The sequence below is a fragment of the Pseudomonas sp. B23(2017) genome, assembly GCF_002113725.1.
GTDB lineage: Bacteria > Pseudomonadota > Gammaproteobacteria > Pseudomonadales > Pseudomonadaceae > Aquipseudomonas > Aquipseudomonas putida_Z.
Window position 1 is genome coordinate 450,556 of sequence record NZ_NEJM01000002.1, and the last position, 21,437, is coordinate 471,992.

Annotated in this window: 18 protein-coding genes and 1 pseudogene; 3 read left to right on the forward strand and 16 right to left on the reverse strand. The window is 63.2% G+C overall.

Annotated features, from left to right (window positions below):
- Window positions 1-9 precede the first annotated feature (9 nt).
- The 14 genes from nuoN to CAG46_RS05430 form a co-directional block, all read right to left on the reverse strand.
- Complete coding sequence (nuoN, locus tag CAG46_RS05365; RefSeq protein WP_025339926.1) at window positions 10-1,479, reverse strand: NADH-quinone oxidoreductase subunit NuoN; 1,470 nt, start codon at window positions 1,477-1,479, stop codon at window positions 10-12.
- Window positions 1,480-1,486: 7 nt separating this feature from the next.
- On the reverse strand, window positions 1,487-3,019 hold the full coding sequence (nuoM, locus tag CAG46_RS05370) for an NADH-quinone oxidoreductase subunit M (protein WP_015271056.1): 1,533 nt from the start codon (window positions 3,017-3,019) through the stop codon (window positions 1,487-1,489).
- A 49-nt stretch (window positions 3,020-3,068) separates the two neighbouring features.
- On the reverse strand, window positions 3,069-4,922 hold the full coding sequence (gene nuoL / locus CAG46_RS05375; protein WP_025339925.1) for an NADH-quinone oxidoreductase subunit L: 1,854 nt from the start codon (window positions 4,920-4,922) through the stop codon (window positions 3,069-3,071).
- On the reverse strand, window positions 4,919-5,227 hold the full coding sequence (gene nuoK / locus CAG46_RS05380; protein WP_003251446.1) for an NADH-quinone oxidoreductase subunit NuoK: 309 nt from the start codon (window positions 5,225-5,227) through the stop codon (window positions 4,919-4,921). Before nuoK ends, nuoL begins: the two co-directional genes overlap by 4 nt.
- A gap of 3 nt (window positions 5,228-5,230) precedes the next feature.
- Entirely contained in the window at window positions 5,231-5,731 is a 501-nt protein-coding gene (gene nuoJ / locus CAG46_RS05385; RefSeq protein ID WP_085614414.1) for an NADH-quinone oxidoreductase subunit J, read from the reverse strand.
- A gap of 10 nt (window positions 5,732-5,741) precedes the next feature.
- Window positions 5,742-6,290, reverse strand: a complete 549-nt coding sequence (nuoI, locus tag CAG46_RS05390; RefSeq protein WP_003251442.1) for an NADH-quinone oxidoreductase subunit NuoI — start codon at window positions 6,288-6,290, stop codon at window positions 5,742-5,744.
- Between the two features lie 11 nt (window positions 6,291-6,301).
- On the reverse strand, window positions 6,302-7,309 hold the full coding sequence (nuoH, locus tag CAG46_RS05395; protein ID WP_003251440.1) for an NADH-quinone oxidoreductase subunit NuoH: 1,008 nt from the start codon (window positions 7,307-7,309) through the stop codon (window positions 6,302-6,304).
- Window positions 7,306-10,020 carry an NADH-quinone oxidoreductase subunit NuoG gene (gene nuoG, locus CAG46_RS05400; protein WP_075045810.1) on the reverse strand — a complete coding sequence of 905 codons (2,715 nt, stop codon included), beginning with the start codon at window positions 10,018-10,020 and terminating at the stop codon, window positions 7,306-7,308. The genes nuoH and nuoG overlap by 4 nt, the downstream gene beginning before the upstream one ends.
- A gap of 133 nt (window positions 10,021-10,153) precedes the next feature.
- The gene (gene nuoF, locus CAG46_RS05405) at window positions 10,154-11,518 is read right to left on the reverse strand and encodes an NADH-quinone oxidoreductase subunit NuoF (protein WP_025339923.1); all 1,365 of its coding nucleotides are present in this window, start codon (window positions 11,516-11,518) and stop codon (window positions 10,154-10,156) included.
- Complete coding sequence (gene nuoE / locus CAG46_RS05410; RefSeq protein WP_003251433.1) at window positions 11,515-12,012, reverse strand: NADH-quinone oxidoreductase subunit NuoE; 498 nt, start codon at window positions 12,010-12,012, stop codon at window positions 11,515-11,517. Before nuoE ends, nuoF begins: the two co-directional genes overlap by 4 nt.
- A gap of 2 nt (window positions 12,013-12,014) precedes the next feature.
- The gene (gene nuoC, locus CAG46_RS05415; RefSeq protein ID WP_013973384.1) at window positions 12,015-13,796 is read right to left on the reverse strand and encodes an NADH-quinone oxidoreductase subunit C/D; all 1,782 of its coding nucleotides are present in this window, start codon (window positions 13,794-13,796) and stop codon (window positions 12,015-12,017) included.
- Between the two features lie 78 nt (window positions 13,797-13,874).
- On the reverse strand, window positions 13,875-14,552 hold the full coding sequence (locus tag CAG46_RS05420) for an NADH-quinone oxidoreductase subunit B family protein (protein WP_003251429.1): 678 nt from the start codon (window positions 14,550-14,552) through the stop codon (window positions 13,875-13,877).
- A gap of 9 nt (window positions 14,553-14,561) precedes the next feature.
- Window positions 14,562-14,975 carry an NADH-quinone oxidoreductase subunit A gene (locus tag CAG46_RS05425; protein WP_003251427.1) on the reverse strand — a complete coding sequence of 138 codons (414 nt, stop codon included), beginning with the start codon at window positions 14,973-14,975 and terminating at the stop codon, window positions 14,562-14,564.
- A 383-nt stretch (window positions 14,976-15,358) separates the two neighbouring features.
- Window positions 15,359-16,021: a lysoplasmalogenase gene (locus CAG46_RS05430; RefSeq protein ID WP_085614413.1), complete on the reverse strand. Its 663-nt coding sequence runs from the start codon at window positions 16,019-16,021 to the stop codon at window positions 15,359-15,361.
- Between the two features lie 218 nt (window positions 16,022-16,239).
- On the opposite strand from CAG46_RS05430, the gene CAG46_RS05435 reads away from it, so the two are divergent.
- Together CAG46_RS05435 and CAG46_RS27770 are read left to right on the forward strand one after the other, a co-directional pair.
- Entirely contained in the window at window positions 16,240-16,449 is a 210-nt protein-coding gene (locus CAG46_RS05435; protein WP_085614412.1) for a hypothetical protein, read from the forward strand.
- Between the two features lie 156 nt (window positions 16,450-16,605).
- Window positions 16,606-16,743 (forward strand): annotated as a pseudogene (locus tag CAG46_RS27770) (DUF3077 domain-containing protein); the annotation flags it as partial.
- Between the two features lie 174 nt (window positions 16,744-16,917).
- Here the strand turns inward: CAG46_RS27770 and aceA are convergent.
- On the reverse strand, window positions 16,918-18,243 hold the full coding sequence (gene aceA / locus CAG46_RS05445; protein ID WP_013973380.1) for an isocitrate lyase: 1,326 nt from the start codon (window positions 18,241-18,243) through the stop codon (window positions 16,918-16,920).
- Between the two features lie 489 nt (window positions 18,244-18,732).
- Window positions 18,733-19,497, reverse strand: a complete 765-nt coding sequence (locus CAG46_RS05450; RefSeq protein WP_178080678.1) for a secretin N-terminal domain-containing protein — start codon at window positions 19,495-19,497, stop codon at window positions 18,733-18,735.
- A gap of 155 nt (window positions 19,498-19,652) precedes the next feature.
- Here CAG46_RS05450 and CAG46_RS05455 point away from each other — a divergent pair, with 155 nt between their 5' ends.
- A complete protein-coding gene (locus CAG46_RS05455; RefSeq protein ID WP_085614410.1) occupies window positions 19,653-21,359 on the forward strand; it encodes a S8/S53 family peptidase in 1,707 nt (568 codons plus the stop codon).
- The last annotated feature ends 78 nt before the right edge of the window (window positions 21,360-21,437 follow it).

A 21,437-nucleotide genomic window follows, 5' to 3' on the forward strand; every position in this document is an offset into this window, starting at 1 on the left:
CCGGGGCGATCAGCCGATCAGTTGCAGGCCGGCTTGCTGGACCATTTCCAGCAGCGGTTGCGGGTACACACCCAGCACGAAGGCGAGAATGGCGATGGCCAGCAGCATGACGCCGCCGGTGCGCTGTTCCCACTTCAGCGGGGCGTCGTGGCGACGCAGGTTCGGCTCGACCAGGTACAGGGTGACCATGACGCGCAGGTAGTAGTAGACACCGATGGCGCTACCGATCACCAGGGCACCGACCAGCCACCACAGGTGCGACTCGACGCCAGTGGCAATGATGTAGAACTTGCCGATGAAGCCGGCGGTGAGCGGGATGCCCGCCAGCGACAGCATCATCACGGTCAGTACCGCAGTCAGATACGGACGGCGCCAGAACAGGCCGCGGTACTCGTACAGTGCATCGGCGTCACGGCCGCCGTAAGGCGAGGACATCAGGGTGATGACGCCGAAGGCGCCCAGGCTGGTGATCACGTAGGTGACCAGGTACACGCCCATGGCTTCCAGGGCCAGGCCCTTGCTGGCGACCAGGGCGATGACCAGGTAACCGAAGTGGGCGATGGACGAGTAACCGAGCAGGCGCTTGAGGTTGCTCTGGGTCAGTGCCAGCAGGTTACCGATCAGGATCGAGGCCACGGCAATCACCGCCAGTACCGTGCTCAGCACGCCGCTGCTGGCAGCAGGGGAGAGCATGAACAGGCGCACGACCACGGCGAACACCGCAACCTTGCTGGCGGTGGCCAGGAAGGCAGCGACTGGTGCCGGGGCGCCTTCGTACACGTCCGGGGTCCACAGGTGGAACGGTACCAGCGACAGCTTGAAGGCCAGGCCGACCAGCATCATGCCCAGGCCCAGCTGGGCCACCAGGCTTGGCATGCTGGTGGCGGCCAGGGCCTTGCCGATCTGGTCGAAGCTCAGGCTGCCGGCGTCGGCGTACAGCAGGGCCATGCCGAACAGCAGGAAGGCCGAGCCAGCGGCCGACAGCACCATGTACTTGATGCCGGCTTCCAGCGAGCGCTTGTTGAAGAAGGCATACGCCACCAGGCCGTAGACCGGTACCGAAAGCAGCTCCAGGCCGATGAACAGGCCGGCCAGGTGGTTGGCGCTGACCAGCACCAGGCCACCGAGGGCCGACATCAGCAGCAGCAGGTAAAGTTCTTCACGGTTGCCCGGGAAGCCCTTGGAGCCTTCGCCGAGGTAGGCGTGGGCGAGGGTGACGCAGGCCAGCGTCGCCACCAGGATGATCGCCATGTACAGGCAGGCGAACTTGTCGATGGTGATCAGCGGGGTGACCGCCAGCGGCGCAACCTTCAGCGCCGGCAGGATCGACAGCAGGGCCAGGTTGAGGCCCACGGTGGACAGCAGGAAGGTCTGCGAGTGGTTGCGCTTCCAGGCGATCGCCAGCATCACCACCACCGTGGTGATGGTGGTGATCAGCATCGGCGCCAATGCGATGAAGTGTTGAGTGGTGAATTCCATAGCGCTCTTACCGGGCCGAAGCGAGTTGAGTGAAAGCGGAACCGAGCCACTGCTGCACACCACTCATGGTGGCGGCAGAGGTGTCGAGGAACGGCTGCGGATACACGCCCAGCAGGATCAGCAGTACCGCCAGACCCAGGACCATGATCAGTTCGCGACCGTCCATGCCGGCCAGCACGGTGTCGGTCTTGGCCGGGCCGAAGTAGGCGCGGTGGATCATGATCAGCGAGTACACCGAACCGAACACCAGGCCAGTGGTGGCGATCACGGTGATCCACGGCACGCTGGCGAAGCTGCCGATCAGGATCAGGAACTCGCCGACGAAGTTGCCGGTACCGGGCAGGCCCAGGGAGGCGGCGGCGAAGAACAGGCTGATGGCTGGCAGGTAGGCGATGCGGTGCCACAGGCCACCCATCTGGCGCATGTCACGGGTGTGCAGACGCTCGTACAGCTGGCCGGCCAGGATGAACAGCGCGGCAGCGGACAGGCCGTGGGCCAGCATCTGGATCACCGCGCCTTGCAGGGCCTGCTGGCTGCCGGAGTAGATACCGATCAGCACGAAGCCCATGTGCGAGACGCTGGAGAAGGCGACCAGGCGCTTGATGTCGGTTTGCGCGAAGGCCAGGAAGGCACCGTAGAAGATACCGATCAGGCCCAGGGTCATGGCGATTGGCGCAAACTCGGCCGAAGCGTTCGGGAACAGCGGCAGGGCGAAGCGCAGCAGGCCGTAGGCCGCAGTCTTCAGCAAGATACCGGCCAGGTCCACGGAGCCTGCGGTCGGTGCCTGGGCGTGAGCGTCAGGCAGCCAGGAGTGGAACGGCACCACCGGCAGCTTCACCGCGAAGGCGATGAAGAAGCCCAGCATCAGCAGGTACTCGGTACCGGCTGGCAGTTCGGCCTTGAGCAGGTCGCTGTAGTTGAAGGTGATCACGCCGGTGTTGGTGTAGTTGACCAGCACCAGGCCGAGGATCGCCACCAGCATGATCAGGCCGCTGGCCTGGGTGAAGATGAAGAACTTGGTCGCCGCGTAGATCCGGGTCTTCTTGCCGTCCGACGAGCTGTGACCCCAGAGCGCGATGAGGAAGTACATCGGCACCAGCATCATTTCCCAGAAGAAGAAGAACAGGAACAGGTCCAGGGCCAGGAACACACCGACCACGCCGCCGAGGATCCACATCAGGTTGAGGTGGAAGAAGCCGACGTGACGCTGGATCTCTTTCCAGGAGCACAGTACCGACAGCACACCGAGCAGGCCGGTGAGCAGGATCATCAGCAGCGACAGGCCGTCGAGGGCCAGGTGGATGCTGATGCCGAAGCGCTGGATCCACTGGACTTTGTATTCCAGGGCCCAGGCAGGCTCGGCGCCCGGAGCGGGGGCCAGGGTGTAGTCGCCGTTACCCCACAGCCACAGGCCGATGCCGAGCAGCAGGGACATGGTCAGCAGCGCGATCCAGCGCGGCAGGGTGGCGCCGAAGCGCTCACCCAGCCAGCACAGGAAGCCGCCGATGAAGGGGATCAGGATCAGCCAAGGCAAAATCATGACGGGTTCGTTTCCTTTTGCAGGGTCGCAAGGTTCGCAAGATTCATGGTCATACCGCGGCCACTACCACAGCGCCGAGTACCAGCACTGCGCCAACGGCGATCGAAGCGGTGTACCAGCGCAGCTGGCCGGTCTCGGTCTTGCTCATGGCGACGTGGCCGCCGCGAGCCAGGCGAGGGATCAGGCCGATGCTGCGGTCAACCGGGTCCTTGCGCAGGATGTGGCTGATCAGCAGGTAAGGTTTGACGAACAGCTTGTCGTAGATCCAGTCGAAGCCCCAGGCGGCGAACCACCAGGCCGACAGGACACGACCGATACCGCTGTTGGCGACGGCGCTGACGAAGCGGCGCTTGCCCAGGAACAGCAGGGCCGACAGCAGGATACCGGCGATGGCGATGGCGCCCGAAGTGAGCTCCAGCGCATGCTTGGCTTCGCCACCGGCGTGGCCGGCGCTTTCAGGCAGCACGCCTGCCAGCGGCGGGGTGATCCAGGCGCCGACGAAGGTCGACAGCACGATCAGCACGCCCAGTGGCAGCCAGTGGCTGATGCCGTGGCCAGCGTGGGCTTCGGTCTTGGCTTCGCCGTGGAAGGCGATGAAGATCAGGCGGAAGGTGTACAGCGAGGTCATGAACGCACCGACCAGGCCGGCGTACAGCAGGCCGGTGTTGCCGCTGGCGAAGGCTTCCCAGAGGATCTCGTCCTTGGAGTAGAAGCCCACGGTCACGATCGGCAGTGCAGCCAGGGCAGCGCCACCGACCACGAAGCTGGCGTAGGCCAGCGGCAGTTTCTTCCACAGGCCGCCCATCTTGAAGATGTCCTGCTCGTGGTGGCAGGCAACGATCACCGCACCGGAGGCAAGGAACAGCAGGGCCTTGAAGAAGGCGTGGGTCATCAGGTGGAAGATCGCCGCGTCCCAGGCGCCAACGCCCAGGGCCAGGAACATGTAGCCGATCTGGCTCATGGTCGAGTAGGCGAGGATACGCTTGATGTCGGTCTGTACCAGCGCGGCGAAGCCGGCCAGTACCAGGGTCACGCCACCGACCACGCCTACCAGGTGCAGGATGTCCGGCGCCAGCAGGAACAGGCCGTTGGTACGGGCGATCAGGTACACGCCCGCGGTCACCATGGTTGCCGCGTGGATCAGCGCGGAGACCGGAGTAGGGCCGGCCATCGCGTCGGCCAGCCAGGTCTGCAGTGGCAGCTGGGCCGATTTACCGACCGCACCACCCAGCAGCATCAGGGTTGCCAGCACCATCCAGGTGTCGCCAGCCTGGAACTTCTGCGGGGCCAGCACCAGCAGTTCCTGCACGTTCAGGGTACCCAGCTGGACGAACAGGATGAACAGGCCGATGGCCATGAACACGTCGCCGATACGGGTGACGATGAATGCCTTGAGTGCCGCGTTACCGTTGTTGCGGTTGCTGTAGTAGAAACCGATCAACAGGTACGAGCACAGGCCCACGCCTTCCCAGCCGAAGTAGATGAACAGCAGGTTGTCGCCCAGCACCAGGAACAGCATGCTGGCGATGAACAGGTTGGTGTACGCGAAGAAGCGCGAGTAGCCGGCTTCGCCACGCATGTACCAGGAGGCGAACAGGTGGATCAGGAAGCCGACACCGGTGACCACGCCGAGCATGGTGACCGACAGGCCGTCCAGGTACAGGGTGAAGTTCGGCGCGAAGCCGTCCACCGACATCCACTGCCACAGCAGCTGGCTGTACGCGCCGCCCTCAGGCGGGGCGACGTTGAATTGCCAGATGACGTAGGCGGCGGTGGCGGCCGAAAGGCCTACCGAGCCGACGCCGATCAGGGCGGACAGGTTCTCCGAGAACCGCCCGCGCGAGAACGACAGCAGCAGGAAGCCGACGAGGGGGAAGACGAAAGTCAGGAAGAGAAGGTTCATCCGCGCATCTCACTGGCAGCATCGATGTCGAGAGTGTGGAAGCGGCGATACAGCTGCAGCAGGATGGCCAGGCCAATACTGGCCTCGGCGGCTGCCAGGCTGATCACCAGAATGAACATCACCTGGCCGTCGGGCTGGACCCAACGGGCACCGGCGACGACGAACGCCAGGGCAGAGGCGTTCATCATGACTTCCAGGCTCATGAGCACGAAGAGGATGTTGCGGCGGACCATCAGGCCAACCAGACCTAAGCAGAACAGGATGCCGGCGACTGCCAGACCATGCTCGAGAGGGATAGCACCCATGATTTACTCCTTCGCCTCGTTGCGGCCCAGGTGGAAGGCGGTGACGGCCGCGGCCAGCAGCAGCATCGAAGCCAGTTCGACCACCAGCAGGTAGGGGCCGAACAGGCTGATGCCGACTTCTTTCGGGCCCACGGTGGTACCGCTGATGCCGGCGCCGCTCGGGGTGACGAACAGCACGTACAGCAGCTCCAGCAGCAGCAGGGCGGCGAGGATCACCGGCCCGGCCCAGATACCGGGCTTGAGCCAGCCCCGTTCCTGGGCGACCGAAGCCGGCCCGAGGTTGAGCATCATCACCACGAACACGAACAGCACCATGATGGCGCCGGCGTAGGCGATCACTTCCAGGGCGCCGGCGAACGGCGCACCCAGGGCGAAGAAGATCATGGCCACGGAAATCAGCGAAATGATCAGGTAAAGCAAGGCGTGCACGGGGTTGGTGCCGCTCACCACCCGAAGGGTGGAGACCACGGCGATCCCGGATGCGAAGTAGAAAGCGAATTCCATCTTTCTGTCCTTATGGGAGCAAGCTCTTCACGTTGATCGGCTCGGCTTCGTTCTGTGCAGAGCCCTTCGGCTTGCCAGCGATTGCCATGCCGGCAACACGGTAGAAGTTGTAGTCAGGGTTCTTGCCGGGGCCGGAGATCAGCAGATCTTCTTTCTCGTACACCAGGTCCTGACGCTTGAACTCGGCCATTTCGAAATCCGGAGTCAGCTGGATCGCGGTGGTCGGGCACGCTTCTTCACACAGGCCGCAGAAGATGCAGCGCGAGAAGTTGATGCGGAAGAACTCCGGGTACCAGCGGCCGTCCTCGGTCTCGGCCTTCTGCAGCGAGATGCAGCCGACCGGGCAGGCCACCGCGCAGAGGTTGCACGCTACGCAGCGCTCCTCGCCATCGGGGTCGCGGGTGAGGACGATGCGGCCGCGGTAGCGCGGCGGCAGGTACACGGGCTCTTCGGGGTATTGCAGGGTGTCGCGCTTGCGGAACCCGTGGGAGAACACCATTGCCAGGCTGCGCAGCTGGGTGCCGGTGCCCTTAACGATGTCGCCGATATACTTGAACATGGGTCAAATCCTCACTGGGCCGCGACGGCTGGTGTGTTGTAGAGCACGATCGCAGCGGTCACCAGCAAATTGATCAGGGTCAGCGGCAGGCAGAACTTCCAGCTGAAGTCCATCACCTGGTCATAGCGTGGGCGCGGGATCGAGGCGCGCAGCAGGATGAACAGCATGATGAAGAACGCGGTCTTCAGCGCGAACCACAGGAACGACAGTTGCGGCAGGATGCCGAACGGGCCGTGCCAGCCGCCGAAGAACAGGGTTACCAGCAGCGCCGAGATGAGGATGATGCCGATGTACTCACCGACGAAGAACATGCCCCATTTCATGCCGGCATACTCGATGTGGTAGCCGTCGGCCAGTTCCTGTTCCGCTTCTGGCTGGTCGAACGGGTGACGGTGAGTCACGGCGACGCCAGCGATGAAGAAGGTGCAGAAGCCGAAGAACTGCGGAATGATGAACCACAGGTTCTGGGCCTGGTATTCAACGATGTCGCGCATGTTGAACGAACCCACCTGCACCACCACGCCCATCAACGCCAGGCCCAGGAACACTTCGTACGACACGGTCTGTGCCGAGGCACGCAAGCTGCCCAGCAGGGCGTACTTGTTGTTCGACGACCAGCCGGCGAACAGCACCGCGTAGACCGACAGGCCGGCCATGGCGAAGAAGAACAGCAGGCCGATGTTCAGGTCGGCGACGCCCCAGGTCGGGGTGATCGGGATGACCACGAAGGCGATCAGCAGGGCGCTCATGGCCACTACCGGTGCCAGGGTGAAGATCACGCGGTCGACGAAGGGCGGGTTCCAGTCTTCCTTGAAGAACATCTTCAGCATGTCGGCAGCGATCTGGAACATGCCGAACGGGCCGACGCGGTTCGGACCGTAACGGTCCTGCCACCAGCCCAGCAGGCGGCGCTCGACGAAGCTGAGCAGCGCGCCGCAGACCACCACCGCCAGCAGGACCACGATGGCCCGCAGCACGGTCAGGATCACATCGATCACTTCGGGGGTGAACCAGCTCATTGTGCTGCCTCCTGCAGACCTTCGACGGATGCACCGAAGATGGCAGGCGGAATGCCGGCCAGGCCTTTCGGCAACGCGACCAGGCCAGCGCCCAGCTCTTCATTGATACGCAGCGGCAGGCGCAGGGCCACTCCGGCAACGTTCAGGCTCAGCAGGGCACCGTCGTTGACGCCCAGGCGGTCGGCTTCGGACTTGGCCAGGGCCACGTAGGCTGCCGGGATGCGCTCTTGTACCGGGGCGGCGCGCGAGGAGCTTTCTTCGCTGCCGAACAGGTGGAAGAACGGCACGGCAGTCCAGGTGCCACGGGCCGGGTTGAAGGCGCCCGGAATGGCGTTGAACCAGTGCAGGCGGTCGCCTTGCGATTCGATCAGGCGAACGCCCGGGTCACCGGCACGCAGGTGGCCACCGACCTCGTCCTGGAACTTGTTCCAGGCTTGCGGCGAGTTCCAGCCCGGCGACCAGGCGAACGGCACCTGCTGGCGCGGTTCGGCCGAACCCGAGTAGCCTTCCATGGAGAAGGCGAACGCGGTGTCCTTGTCTTGCGGAGTACGCGGTTCGTGCACGCTGATGTTGGCGCGCATGGCGGTACGGCCGGAGTAGCGCAGCGGCTCACGGGCCAGTTTCATGCCCTTGATGCGGAACGCGGCGCTTGGCGCGGCGTTGACGATGCCGGCCAGTTGCGGGGCGGCTTCGGCGCAGGCGCTGGTGACGTGGTCCAGCTGGGTCCAGTCGACCGGCTTGTTCAGCAGGGTGGCACGCAGGGCGTGCATCCAGCGCCAGCCTTCGTGGATCTGGATGCTGCTGTCCAGGTATTGCGGGTCGAAGACCTGGAAGAAGCGCTGGGCGCGGCCTTCCTGGCTGACCAGGGTACCGTCGCCTTCGGCGAACGAGGCGGCCGGCAGCACCAGGTGGGCGCGGTCGACAGTCGGGGTTTTCGAGTGGTCGGCAACGATCACTACCTTGGCCGCGGCCAGGGCTGCATCGACCTTGGCGGCCGGTACGCGGGCGTACAGGTCGTTTTCCAGCACGACGATGGCGTCGGCCTTGCCGCTGATGACCGCGTCCAGCGCGGCATCGACCGACTCGCCACCGAGCATGGCCAGGCCGAGGCTGTTGGCTTCAGGCACCACCAGGCTCAGCGAGCCGTTCTTCTCGCGCAGCTTCAGCGCCTTGGCGATGTTGGCGGCGGCTTCGATCAGCGCCGGGTCGGCCAGCGAGGTACCGGCCACGACCAGTGGGCGCTTGGCTGCGACCAGGGCGTCGGCGATGCGCTGGGCCAGGGCTTTCGCTTCGGCGTCCAGGCCTTCTACGGCAGGGGCGCTCGGGTCGATGGCGTGGGCCACGGCGAAACCGATGCGGGCCAGGTCGGCCGGGGCGGCGTGCACGCATTCTTCGGCAACGTCGTCCAGCTTGGTTTCAGCCAGCGAAGCGATGAACAGCGGGTACAGCGCGTGCTGGCCGATGTTCTTCACGGCGGCGTCGAGCCACGGCTGCACCTTCATCGCTTCGGCCATGGCCTCGGCCTTGCCCTTGGTGGCCTGGCGCACGGCCAGGGCGACGCGGGCAGCGGTCTGGGTCAGGTCTTCACCGAGCACGAACACGGCGTCGTGGTCTTCGATGTCGCGCAGGGTCGGCACCGGCAGCGGGCTGTTGTTCAGCACGTTCAGGGCCAGGCGTACGCGGGCCAGTTCACCGGCTTCCATGCCCGAGTAGAAGTACTCGGCACCGACCAGCTCACGCAGGCCGTAGTTGCTTTCCAGGCTGGCGCGTGGCGAGCCGATACCGACGATGGTACGGCCGCGCAGCAGGTCGGCGGCCTTGTCCAGGGCGGCGTCCAGGCCCAGCTTGGTGCCGTCGGCCAGGTGTGGCTGGCGTGGGCGATCCTTGCGGTTGACGTAGCCATAGCCGAAGCGGCCGCGGTCGCACAGGAAGTACTGGTTGACCGAACCGTTGAAGCGGTTTTCCACCCGACGCAGTTCGCCGTAGCGCTCGCCCGGGCTGATGTTGCAGCCGCTGGAGCAGCCGTGGCAGATGCTCGGGGCAAACTGCATGTCCCACTTGCGGTTGTAGCGCTCGGAGTGGGTCTTGTCGGTGAACACGCCGGTCGGGCAGACCTCGGTCAGGTTGCCGGAGAATTCGCTTTCCAGCACGCCGTCTTCGACGCGGCCGAAGTACACGTTGTCGTGGGCGCCGTAAACGCCCAGGTCGGTACCACCGGCATAGTCCTTGTAGTAGCGCACGCAGCGGTAGCAGGCGATGCAGCGGTTCATCTCATGGGCGATGAACGGGCCGAGGTCCTGGTTCTGGTGGGTACGCTTGGTGAAACGGTAGCGGCGCTCGTTGTGGCCGGTCATTACCGTCATGTCCTGCAGGTGGCAGTGACCGCCTTCCTCGCACACCGGGCAGTCGTGCGGGTGGTTGGTCATCAGCCATTCGACGACGCTGGCGCGGAATGCCTTGGACTCTTCATCGTCGATGGAGATCCAGGTGCCGTCGGAGGCAGGGGTCATGCAGGACATGACGATACGACCGCGGGTGTCGTTCTCGTCGGTGTACTGCTTGACCGCGCACTGCCGGCAGGCGCCAACGCTGCCAAGCGCCGGGTGCCAGCAGAAATAAGGGATGTCGAGGCCGAGCGACAGACAGGCCTGTAACAGGTTGTCTGCACCGTTGACTTCGAGCGCTTTGCCGTCTACGTGGATAGTGGCCATTGTTCAAAGTTCTTCGTTGGCCCGCGTGAGCGGGCGTGGCTAATGGAAATCGGTGAGCTTGCGACACGCCACGATTTCTCGGGCCTGCCGGCAAGCTGGCGAGTGGCACGGACCACCCGCCTCAATCATCTTGTTATGCGCCGACCACGATCGGCTTCGCCAGGTTCGGACGCAGCGCATCGCCAGCACCAGCTGGAGCGACACCTGCCTCGAATTCCGAGCGGAAGTATTTGATGGCACTGCCCAGCGGCTCGACGGCACCCGGTGCGTGAGCACAGAAGGTACGGCCAGGGCCGAGGAAGTTGACCAGGCCCAGCAGCGTCTCGATGTCTTCGGCGCGGCCCTGGCCTTTTTCCAGTGCGCGCAGCATCTTCACGCTCCACGGCAGGCCGTCACGGCATGGAGTGCACCAGCCGCACGACTCGCGGGCGAAGAACTCTTCCATGTTGCGCAGCAGCGAAACCATGTTGATGCTGTCGTCCACCGCCATGGCCAGACCGGTACCCATACGGGTGCCGACCTTGGCGATGCCGCCGGCGTACATCTGCGCGTCGAGGTGCTCGGGCAGCAGGAAGCCGGTACCGGCGCCGCCTGGCTGCCAGCACTTGAGCTTGAAGCCGTCGCGCATGCCGCCGGCATAGTCTTCGAACAGTTCGCGGGCGGTGACGCCGAACGGCAGTTCCCACAGGCCCGGGTTCTTCACCTTGCCGGAGAAGCCCATCAGCTTGGTGCCGTGGTCTTCGCTGCCTTCGCGGGCCAGCGACTTGTACCAGTCGTTGCCGTTGGCGACGATGGCCGGGACGTTGCACAGGGTTTCGACGTTGTTCACGCAAGTCGGCTTGCCCCACACGCCAACGGCGGCAGGGAAGGGCGGCTTGGAGCGCGGGTTGGCGCGGCGGCCTTCCAGCGAGTTGATCAGTGCGGTTTCTTCACCACAGATGTAGCGGCCGGCACCGGTGTGCACGAACAGCTCGAAATCGAAACCGCTGCCGAGGATGTTCTTGCCCAGCAGGCCGGCGGCCTTGGCTTCCTCGATGGCGCGGTTGAGGTTTTTCGCTGCGGTGGTGTATTCGCCACGCAGGAAGATGTAGCCACGGTAGGCCTTCAGGGCGCGGGCGCTGATCAGCATGCCCTCGACCAGCAGATGGGGCTGTTGCTCCATCAGCATGCGGTCCTTCCAGGTGTTCGGCTCCATTTCGTCCGCGTTGCACAGCAGGTAGCGGATGTTCATGGATTCGTCTTTGGGCATCAGGCCCCACTTCACGCCAGTGGGGAAGCCCGCACCACCGCGGCCCTTGAGGCCGGAGTCCTTGACGCTTTGCACGATGTCGTCGGCCGACATCTGCGCCAGCGCCTTGCGGGCGGCAGCGTAGCCGTTCTTCGATTCGTACTCGGCAAGCCAGACCGGCTCGCCGTCGTCACGCAGGCGCCAGGTCAGCGGGTGGGTTTCGGCCGTGCGCGCGATGCGGTTGGCCGGGCCGAAGGAAGTAATGGTCATACGTAACCCTCCAGCAGTTTGGAAACGCCAGCCGGCTGCACGTCACCAAAGGTGTCGTCGTCGATCATCAGCGCCGGGGCCTTGTCGCAGTTGCCCAGGCAGCACACCGGCAGTAGGGTGAAGCGCCCGTCGGCGGTGGTCTGGCCCAGGCCGATGCCCAGTTCGCTTTGAATCTGGCTGACCACGGATTCATGGCCGCCGATGTAGCAGACCATGCTGTCGCACACGCGGATGATGTGGCGGCCGACCGGCTGACGGAAGATCTGGCTGTAGAAGGTGGCGACACCTTCGACGTCGCTGGCCGGGATGCCCAGTACTTCGCCGATGGCGTGGATGGCGCCGTCCGGCACCCAGCCACGTTCCTTCTGGACGATCTTCAGGGCTTCGATGGACGCCGCGCGCGGGTCCTCGTAGTGATGCATTTCGTGCTCGATGGCCGAGCGCTCGGTTTCGCTCAGGGCGAAACGGTCTGTCTGGATAAGCGTGCTGTTCATGCTTAGCGGTCCACGTCAGCCATAACGAAGTCGATACTGCCCAGGTACGCAATGAGGTCGGCGACCATGCTGCCTTTGATCACCGAAGGGATCTGCTGCAGGTGCGGGTAGCTCGGGGTACGGATCCGGGTGCGGTAGCTCATGGTGCCGCCATCGCTCGTCAGGTAGTAACTGTTGATGCCCTTGGTCGCCTCGATCATCTGGAACGACTCGTTGGCCGGCATGACCGGGCCCCACGAGACTTGCAGGAAGTGCGTGATCAGGGTTTCGATGTGCTGCAGGGTGCGCTCTTTCGGCGGCGGCGTGGTCAGCGGGTGATCCGCCTTGTACGGGCCTTCCGGCATGTTGCGCAGGCACTGGTCGATGATGCGGATACTCTGGCGCATCTCCTCGACACGGACCATGCAGCGATCGTAGGCATCGCCGTTGTGGGCCAGCGGTACTTCGAACTCGAAGTTCTCGTAGCCGGAGTAGGGGCGGGCTTTACGCAGGTCGAAGTCGCAACCGGTGGCACGCAGGCCGGCACCGGTGGTACCCCAGGCCAGGGCTTCCTTGGTGTTGTACGCGGCAACGCCGATGGTACGGCCCTTGAGGATGCTGTTCTGCAGGGCAGCCTTTTCGTACTCGTCGAGGCGCTTGGGCAGCCATTCGACGAAGTCCTTGACCAGCTTGTCCCAGCCACGCGGCAGGTCGTGGGCGACGCCACCGATGCGGTACCAGGCCGGGTGCAGGCGGAAACCGGTGATCGCTTCGATCACGGTGTACGCGCGCTGACGGTCGGTGAAGGTGAAGAACACCGGGGTCATGGCGCCGACGTCCTGGATGTAGGTACCCAGGAACAGCAGGTGGCTGGTGATACGGAAGAACTCGGCCAGCATCACGCGGATGGTGTCGACCTTCTGTGGCACCTTGATGCCGGCCAGCTTCTCGACCGCGAGCACGTACGGCAGGTTGTTCATTACCCCGCCGAGGTAGTCGATACGGTCGGTGTAGGGGATGAAGCTGTGCCAGGACTGGCGCTCGGCCATTTTCTCGGCGCCACGGTGGTGGTAGCCGATGTCCGGTACGCAGTCGACGATCTCTTCACCGTCCAGCTGCAGGACGATACGGAACGCACCGTGCGCGGAAGGGTGGTTGGGGCCGAGGTTGAGGAACATGTAGTCCTCGTTGGCGCCCTGGCGCTTCATGCCCCAGGCTTCCGGGTTGAAGCGTGCCGATTCCTCTTCAAGCTGCTGCTTGGCCAGGGTCAGGCTGTAGGGATCGAACTCGGTGGCGCGGGCCGGGTAGTCCTTGCGCAGCGGGTGGCCTTCCCAGGTGGGCGGCATCATGATGCGGCTGAGGTGCGGGTGGCCGGCAAAGTCGATGCCGAACATGTCCCAGACTTCGCGCTCGTACCAGTTGGCGTTCGGCCAGATACCGGTCACGGTCGGCAGGTTCAGGTCGCCTTCGCTGAGCGACACCTTGATCATCACATCGCTGTTACGCTCGATCGACAGCAGGTGGTAGAACACGCTGAAGTCGGCAGCTGGCAGGCCGCGGCGCTGGGTGCGCAGGCGCTCGTCGACGCCGTGCAGGTCGTACAGCATGCTGTACGGTTTGGCCACGCCGCGCAGGAAGCTGAGCACTTCCTTGAGCTGCTCGCGCTTGACCCACAGCACGGGCATGCCGGTGCGGGTTTCCTGGGCGACGAATGCTTCGGCGCCAAAACGGTTGTGCAGTTCGACGACCACATCCTGGTCGTCAGCCTTGTAGGGCGGAATGAAAATAGCGTTGTCCGCTGTCATGGTCTCGGTCGCTTTGGGTCAACGTTAAGAATGAAGCCAGGCCGCCGGCTCCAGGGGAGCGGGCGGCAGGTCGCTGGATCAGACTTCGTCGGGGCTGCGCAGGTTGGTTACTGCAATGCGCTGCTCACGACGCAGGTCTTTCTGGGCTGGCATCTCGGCACGGTAAATACCTTGATCACCAACAACCCAGGAAAGCGGGCGTCGTTCTTGGCCGATCGACTCCTGCAGCAGCATCAAGCCTTGCAGGAAAGCCTCAGGGCGTGGCGGGCAGCCAGGCACATAGACGTCCACGGGGAGGAACTTGTCGACCCCCTGAACGACCGAGTAGATGTCGTACATGCCGCCGGAGTTGGCGCACGAACCCATGGAGATGACCCATTTCGGCTCGAGCATCTGCTCGTACAGGCGCTGGATGATCGGCGCCATCTTCACGAAGCAGGTACCGGCGATGACCATGAAATCGGCCTGACGCGGCGATGCCCGGATGACTTCGGCGCCGAAGCGGGCGATGTCGTGGGGTGCCGTGAAGGCCGTGGTCATTTCCACGTAGCAGCAGGACAGGCCGAAGTTGTACGGCCAGAGGGAGTTCTTGCGACCCCAGTTGACCGCGCCACGCAGCACATCTTCAAGCTTGCCCATGAAGATGTTCTTGTGGACCTGGTCCTCCAGCAGTTGATCGGTGACGGTTTCCCGTTCACCGACCGGGTACTGCTCGTTGGGCGCATCCGGATCGATTCTGGTGAGATTGTATTGCATGCCAAAGCCTCATTGTTTCAGCTTCGCTTGCCGCTTGCGGCGACCTTCGGGAGCCCAATCAAGTGCCCCGACGCGCCATAGGTAGACAAGACCAGCCAACAGAATTGCTATGAAAACGAGTGCTTCGACGAATCCGGTCCAGCCGCTTTCGCGGACGGACACAGACCATGCAAAGAGAAAGAGGGCTTCGATATCGAAGATCACGAACAGCATCGCGACCAGATAGAATTTGGCGGACAGGCGCAGGCGGGCGCTGCCGACGGGCAGCATGCCGGATTCGAAGGGTTCGTTCTTGGCGCGGCCCCAGGCCTTGCTACCGAGCAGGCTGGACAGGCCGAGCATGAAGGCGCACAGGCCGACGACACCCAGGAGGAAGATGGCAAAGCCCCAGTTGTGGGCGATGAGTCCTGCCGAATCGGACATGCTAGAGATCCTTATACAGAGACCCAGCTCTGCAGTCTGAAATAAGTGTAGAGCGGCGACTTGGTGTCGCACATGCAGTGACCAAATGTCGCAGCTGAATCAATCGCGCTGATTTTATGGGTAAACCCCGTGCAAGTAAAATTTCTGTCGCAAATTTATTCGTAGGATTAAGTACAAAAGCCGCTTGTAACTGGCTGAAAGCCTTGAGATTCGGGCATTGCGTGCGGTTTTGTTAATTATGTTTCTTGCGACGGGTAACGAATTGCAAGTTTCGTAATGATAATTGATATCATTTGACCTGATGCCTGATAATTTCCCTGTTCTGCGTCTTGTAAAGTTCATCTGGCGATTCCCCCTACTTGCAAATGCGAAAAACGCCTGTTCTAGCAGCTTCCGACGCCGCTTGCCCCGCTCTGGGTCAATACTTTATCGATTGAGCGATGACTGGCTGATGAAGCGATCGCCCACTGGCCGAGCCAGTAGGTGAGGATGATCAGGTACGGCGCGGCGGCGAACGGGCTGACGAAGCGGTCGATACCGATCAGGCTGTCGGAGAGCACGAACAGGCAGGCGCCGAGCGCGGCGAGCCCGCCACAGGCCAGGGCGCGCCAGAGCATGGCGCTGATGGCCAAGGCATAGAGCACGACCGGGATCAGTAGCGGGCCGAGGCCGTGGCTGGCCAGCACGCCGAGCAAAGTGATGCCGGTGATGGCGCTCAGCAGCAGTGCGGGCAGGGCTGGGCGCAGGGTCTGGCTGCAATAGGCGCGCAGGTAGGCCAGGTGGGCGCAGAGGAAGGCGGCCAGGCCGAACACGAACAGGTCGGCTGGGATGGCCAGCAGGATGTCGCCGAGTACCGAGAATGCCAGGCCGAGGGTTATCCAGCGGCGATAAGGTGTGGCGGGAGCGCTGCGCAGCCAGGCGATCAGGGCCAGTACCGGGATCGGTTTCGCCAGCAGGGCGAGCAGGGTGTTGTCGCTGGCCAGTGCATATATATAGAGGGCGGCGGCGACCAGGGCGAGAATCATCAGGTGGCTTGGACGAAGCATGGGCGGTCCTTGCGGCTGTGCTGCCTCAAGCATAGACCTGATCGTGGGTTTTGCCGGTGATGCCTTTGGATTGTGTTGGGGCTGCCATGGGCTTGATGAAAGGAATGTGGCGCCTGTGAGACCGAGCGCCGCGCGGGCGGCGCTCGATCTATGCAACACCGCAAAAACCAAGGCAGGCACCTCGCCGCCCTGACGCAACCGGGCGCAGAACACCTGAGATGTCGGATTTCGAAGATACCCTGATCCAGGCCACCGACTACGCACTGTGCGCGGCGACCGTGGTGCATCAGGCCTTGCTGCTGCAGCCCAAATCCCCGGCGTCGATCCTGATGATGACCTCGATGCATGAGCTTGAGGCGCTGCGGGCTTTGCTTGAGTCGGCATTGATCCAGGTGCAGATGCCTGCTGAGCCTCGGACTTTGCACTGAGGCTTGAGTGATGTGTTGTCTGGGCGGGCCTCTTCGCGGGTGAACCCGCTCCCACAGGATCACCACAGTCTTCAAGGCTTGCACAGTCCCTGTGGGAGCGGGTTTACCCGCGAAAGGGCCCGTCCAGGCAGTCGAGAATTTTCAGGGGATTCAAAAATGACCACAGGAGACACCCAATTCACTGTCGGCAAGACCACGTTCTACCAAGGCGAAAACGGCACCCACCCACTGTTCCGCATCGAGCCAGGCATTCCCTGTCGAGACGCCCGCGAGCAGTCCTCGGTATTGATGGGTTAGGTGCGCGAACTGACCATCACCGGCCTGATGGATGATGCGGAACTGGGCATGAAGCACTGAGGTAGTGCAGGGCTTCGCTCCTACAGGGTCCGTGTATTTCTGGGTACAGACCAAAAAGAAAGGCCCGGGGCTTGAACAAGCCTCGGGCCTTTCTTCAACAGCAACCCACTATCAGTGGAATTGCTCTTCCTCGGTCGAACCGGTCAGTGCAGTCACCGACGATGCGCCACCCTGAATCACGGTGGTCATGTCGTCGAAGTAGCCAGTGCCCACTTCCTGCTGGTGCGCCACGAAGGTGTAGCCTTTGTTGGCGTCAGCGAATTCCTGCTCCTGCAGCTTCACGTAGGCGGTCATGTCGTTGCGGGCGTAGTCGTGCGCCAGGTTGAACATGCCGTGCCACATGTTGTGGATGCCGGCCAGGGTGATGAACTGGTGCTTGTAGCCCATGGCCGACAGCTCGCGCTGGAACTTGGCGATGGTCGCGTCGTCCAGGTTCTTCTTCCAGTTGAAGGAAGGCGAGCAGTTGTACGACAGGATCTGGTCCGGGTACTCCTTCTTGATCGCTTCGGCGAAGCGGCGGGCTTCGTCCAGGTCCGGCTTGGCGGTTTCACACCAGATCAGGTCGGCGTACGGTGCGTAGGCCAGGCCGCGGGCGATGGCTTGGTCGAGGCCGGCGCGTACCTTGTAGAAGCCTTCACGGGTGCGCTCGCCAATCACGAACGGCTGGTCGTATGGGTCGCAGTCGCTGGTCAGCAGGTCGGCGGCGTTGGCGTCGGTACGGGCCAGGATGATGGTCGGCACGCCCGATACGTCAGCTGCCAGGCGCGCGGCCACCAGCTTTTGCACGGCTTCCTGGGTCGGTACCAGTACCTTGCCACCCATGTGGCCGCATTTTTTCACCGAGGCCAGCTGGTCTTCGAAGTGCACGCCGGCGGCGCCTGCTTCGATCATGTTCTTCATCAGCTCGTAGGCGTTCAGTACGCCGCCGAAACCGGCTTCGGCGTCGGCCACGATCGGTGCGAAGTAGTCGATGTAGCCATCGTCGCCTGGGTTCTTGCCAGCTTTCCACTGGATCTGGTCGGCGCGGCGGAAGGCGTTGTTGATGCGCTTGACCACGGTCGGTACCGAGTCGACCGGGTACAGCGACTGGTCAGGGTACATGGACTCGGCGGAGTTGTTGTCGGCGGCAACCTGCCAGCCGGACAGGTAGATGGCCTGGATGCCGGCCTTGACCTGCTGCACTGCCTGGCCGCCGGTCAGGGCGCCCATGCAGTTGACGAAATCTTTTTCTGGGCGGAAGGACGGGTGGGCACCTTCGGTGACCAGCTTCCACAGTTTTTCTGCACCCAGGCGGGCCAGGGTGTGCTCCGGCTGCAGGGAGCCACGCAGGCGAACGACATCAGCGGCGGTGTAGGTACGGGTCACGCCTTTCCAGCGCGGGTTCTCGGCCCAGTCTTTCTCGAGGGCTGCAATTTGCTGTTCGCGTGTCAGTGCCATGGAAATAAACCTCGTCGCATCGATCTTGGGGTAATTGTGCTGATGCTCGGAGCAGATCAGGAGCTGGCGGCTGTCCTGTTCGCAGGAGTGCGGCGGCGAACGCGAAGGCTCGAAGGGGAAGGGTGTGCAGGCCAGGCGAAAGGGTGCTCCGGCAGGTTGGCTCGTGGTTGCCTTGCTGCTGTGCTACGCGATTGCCAGTACTGCGGTGATGCGCTTCCGTCCCTCGGGACAACTTCTTCGTTGCAGTCGCAATCCCGTCGAACCGCCTTGTGGGCCGTATAGACACGAGACGCCTCCAGGGGTGGGAGGAGTGCGCCTCGAAGGCCCTTGCCAGGGCCCCTGATTAGCGGGAGCGAGGCCATCATGCCCTTGGGAAAAAGACCCTGTCAAATGTTTTGTAGTGGTTTTTTTCACTTACTACATCTTTGGTCTAATGCGACTTGGCAGTCAGTTTCAAGGCCTTTGGTCGAGGCCTTGAATTGCCTGGGATCAGTCGAGAAGGTCGACTTTGACACGCAAAGTCATGTTTTCACCCCGTTGGGTGCTGTAACTGTGGCTTGAAGCGCTACGGTCGGCTTGGCTCTGCTGGTTGTAGCCGGCCAGGGTAATCCATTCTCCTAGCTTGCCGGTGATTGTCGTGTCGGTGCTTTGCACTTTCACTACATCAGCACGTTCCTGGCTGATGCGGTCATTATTGGTGCTTATTTGCAGACGAACCGTATCGCCGCTCAAGCTGGGGGTGACGTAGAAACCCTGGGTCACGTTGCGGTATTCGGTATTGCTCTGGATGCGCCCGTAGCCGTCGGTGCTGGTGCTGGTGATCGGGATGCTCTGGCCGACCTGGATCAGCGCCGGCTGGCCTTCGCTGGCCTGAATCTGCTGCATGCCGCCATCACGGTTGCTGGTGCCGTAGTGAATGACACGTGCGTTGCCACGGTTGTCCTGGAAGTTGCTGTCGTTGTTGTCGACGCTGATCAGCAGGCGCTTGGGTGCGGTGTCCAGCTGTTGCAGCAGGGTGCGCAGGTCGTCGATGCGCTCGGGGCTGGCGTTGACGATCAGCTTGTTTTCGAAGGCGCTGACCGTGCCATCCTTGCCGATGAATGCCTGCGCGGCAGGTAGCAGCTCGGCGCTGTTGCGGTGTTGTAGCGGCAATACCTCGGTGGCGGCCTGGGCGGTGAGGCTGGCGGCCAGCAGCAAGGCGGCGAATAGGGGGCGTAGCGGCATGTCCATGATCTCCGCAGGTGGAATGGACATGATGGCAAATTTACTGACTTCCTGCCGGGTCTGGATCATGTCGATAATGGGGAAGTGGCTACGAAAGCACCTGGGGCGAGACGGCTGTCCGCCATAGCTGAACCTTTGATCTTTCCCGTCAGTCGCATTCACAGGGAGTAAGTGGGGCTGATGGCATGAAGCGTGGTCTGATCCTGTTGTTGTGGCTTTGCAGCCTTGGTGCCCAGGCTGCAGCTGATTCGTTGCGCATCAAACAGCTGCAGCGTTGCGGCGACCTGTTTGGCGATGGCCAGCAGCAATGGTGCCTGCGCGCCGAGGGGCTCGGGGCGCAGCTGCCGACGGTCTGGCTCGGTGGTGTGCGGCTGCCGACAGCCGATTTCGAGCGGCAAGGTGACCGGCTTACGCTGAAATTGGCCAAACAAGCCCTGCGCAGTGCTCCGCTGTGGCTGGAAGACGGCGAGCGCACCAGCAACCCGGTTTGGCTGACCCGTCAGCGCAGCCATGTTGTGGCCGCCGGGCCTGATGAAGTGGCGAAGAACATGGATGGCCTCACCACCTACGTGGACCTGGTAAGCCTTTTGATCGAGGAAAAACATGATGGCCTCGGCGAAGCCCGACGGATCGCCGGGAAGTACGGCGCCCAGGTCGTGGGTGCCATACCGCCGCTGAATGTCTACCAGTTGCGCTTGCCGGTGGGCGACCTGGTGCAGCGCGACGCGATGATCCTGCGCATGGGCAGTGAAGTCAGCGTGGATGCAGTGATTGTCGAGGAGTCTGCCCCGGAGCGTGGCGAGGAAGGCAGCGGGCGTGACGCCCTGGCCATCGATCAGGCGGATGAGTGGGCCGCCAACCGCTTCATGGACGCGCTGTACTACTACCAGCGGCGAATTGCCGCTTCCAGCTTGCCGGTGCAACCGGTGCGGGTCGGTGTGATCGAGCGAGAGGTGGACTTCGACGCGCCAGGCTTCAGCCATTATCGAGGGCGCTGCGAGCAGGCGCAGACATGCCTGTATGCGCGCGACGGTGATCGCCCAGGCAGTCACGGCAGCCATGTGGCCGGTATCCTGGCGAACCAGGATGAAGGCTTTCTGCCAAGGCTGGGCAAGCACAGTCCTGGCTTCGAGGTGATTGTCGAGCGCAACTCGGATGCCGGTATCACCGCCAACATCGCTGCATCGGTGAACCTGGTCGAGGATGGGGTGCGGGTGTTGAACTGGAGCTGGGGCATCCATCGGGTAGGGGCGCGCGATGTCAAAGGTGACGAAGTCGATTCGCTGGTGCGTTCCGGGCTGGCCATGAGTGGCTATGAGGAACTGCTCGAGGAGTTCTTCCTGTGGCTGCGCGCCGAGCACCCTGATGTGGTGGTGGTCAACTCGGCGGGTAATGGTGCGTCCTGGTCGGGTACCGATGAATATCGCCTGCCATCGTCGTTCATTACCGAACAATTGCTGGTGGTGGGCGGGCACCAGCGCAGTGACAAGTCAGTGGCGGTCGAACACCCTGGCCATGTGCGCAAGCGCCATAGCTCCAACATCGACATGCGCGTGGATGTCAGTGCGGCGGCCTGCATTCGCCCGGGTGCGGGCGCTGCGCATTGTGGCACGTCGTACGCAACACCGCTGGTGACCGCAACCGTGGCGACGATGCTGTCGATCAACCCGGCGCTGACCCCCGAACAGGTGCGCATGCTGTTGCGGCGCAGCGCCTTGACCTTGGGCGCCGAGCAGGATTTCGAAGCGATGGACGCCGAGGACCTGACGGCGCCGATCCTGCCGTCTGAGCGTGGCGGCCAACTGAACCACCCCGACCTTGGGCGTTCGGCGCGCCTGGACATGCAGCGCGCTCTGGACCTGGCCGTGCAAAGCCGGGAGCGGGTGCGCTGAACGGTGGCCGCTGCCAGACAAATTCCGTAACATCGCGCCCGCTTGTTTTCGATCCGTCCATCCGGACTGCACCACAGG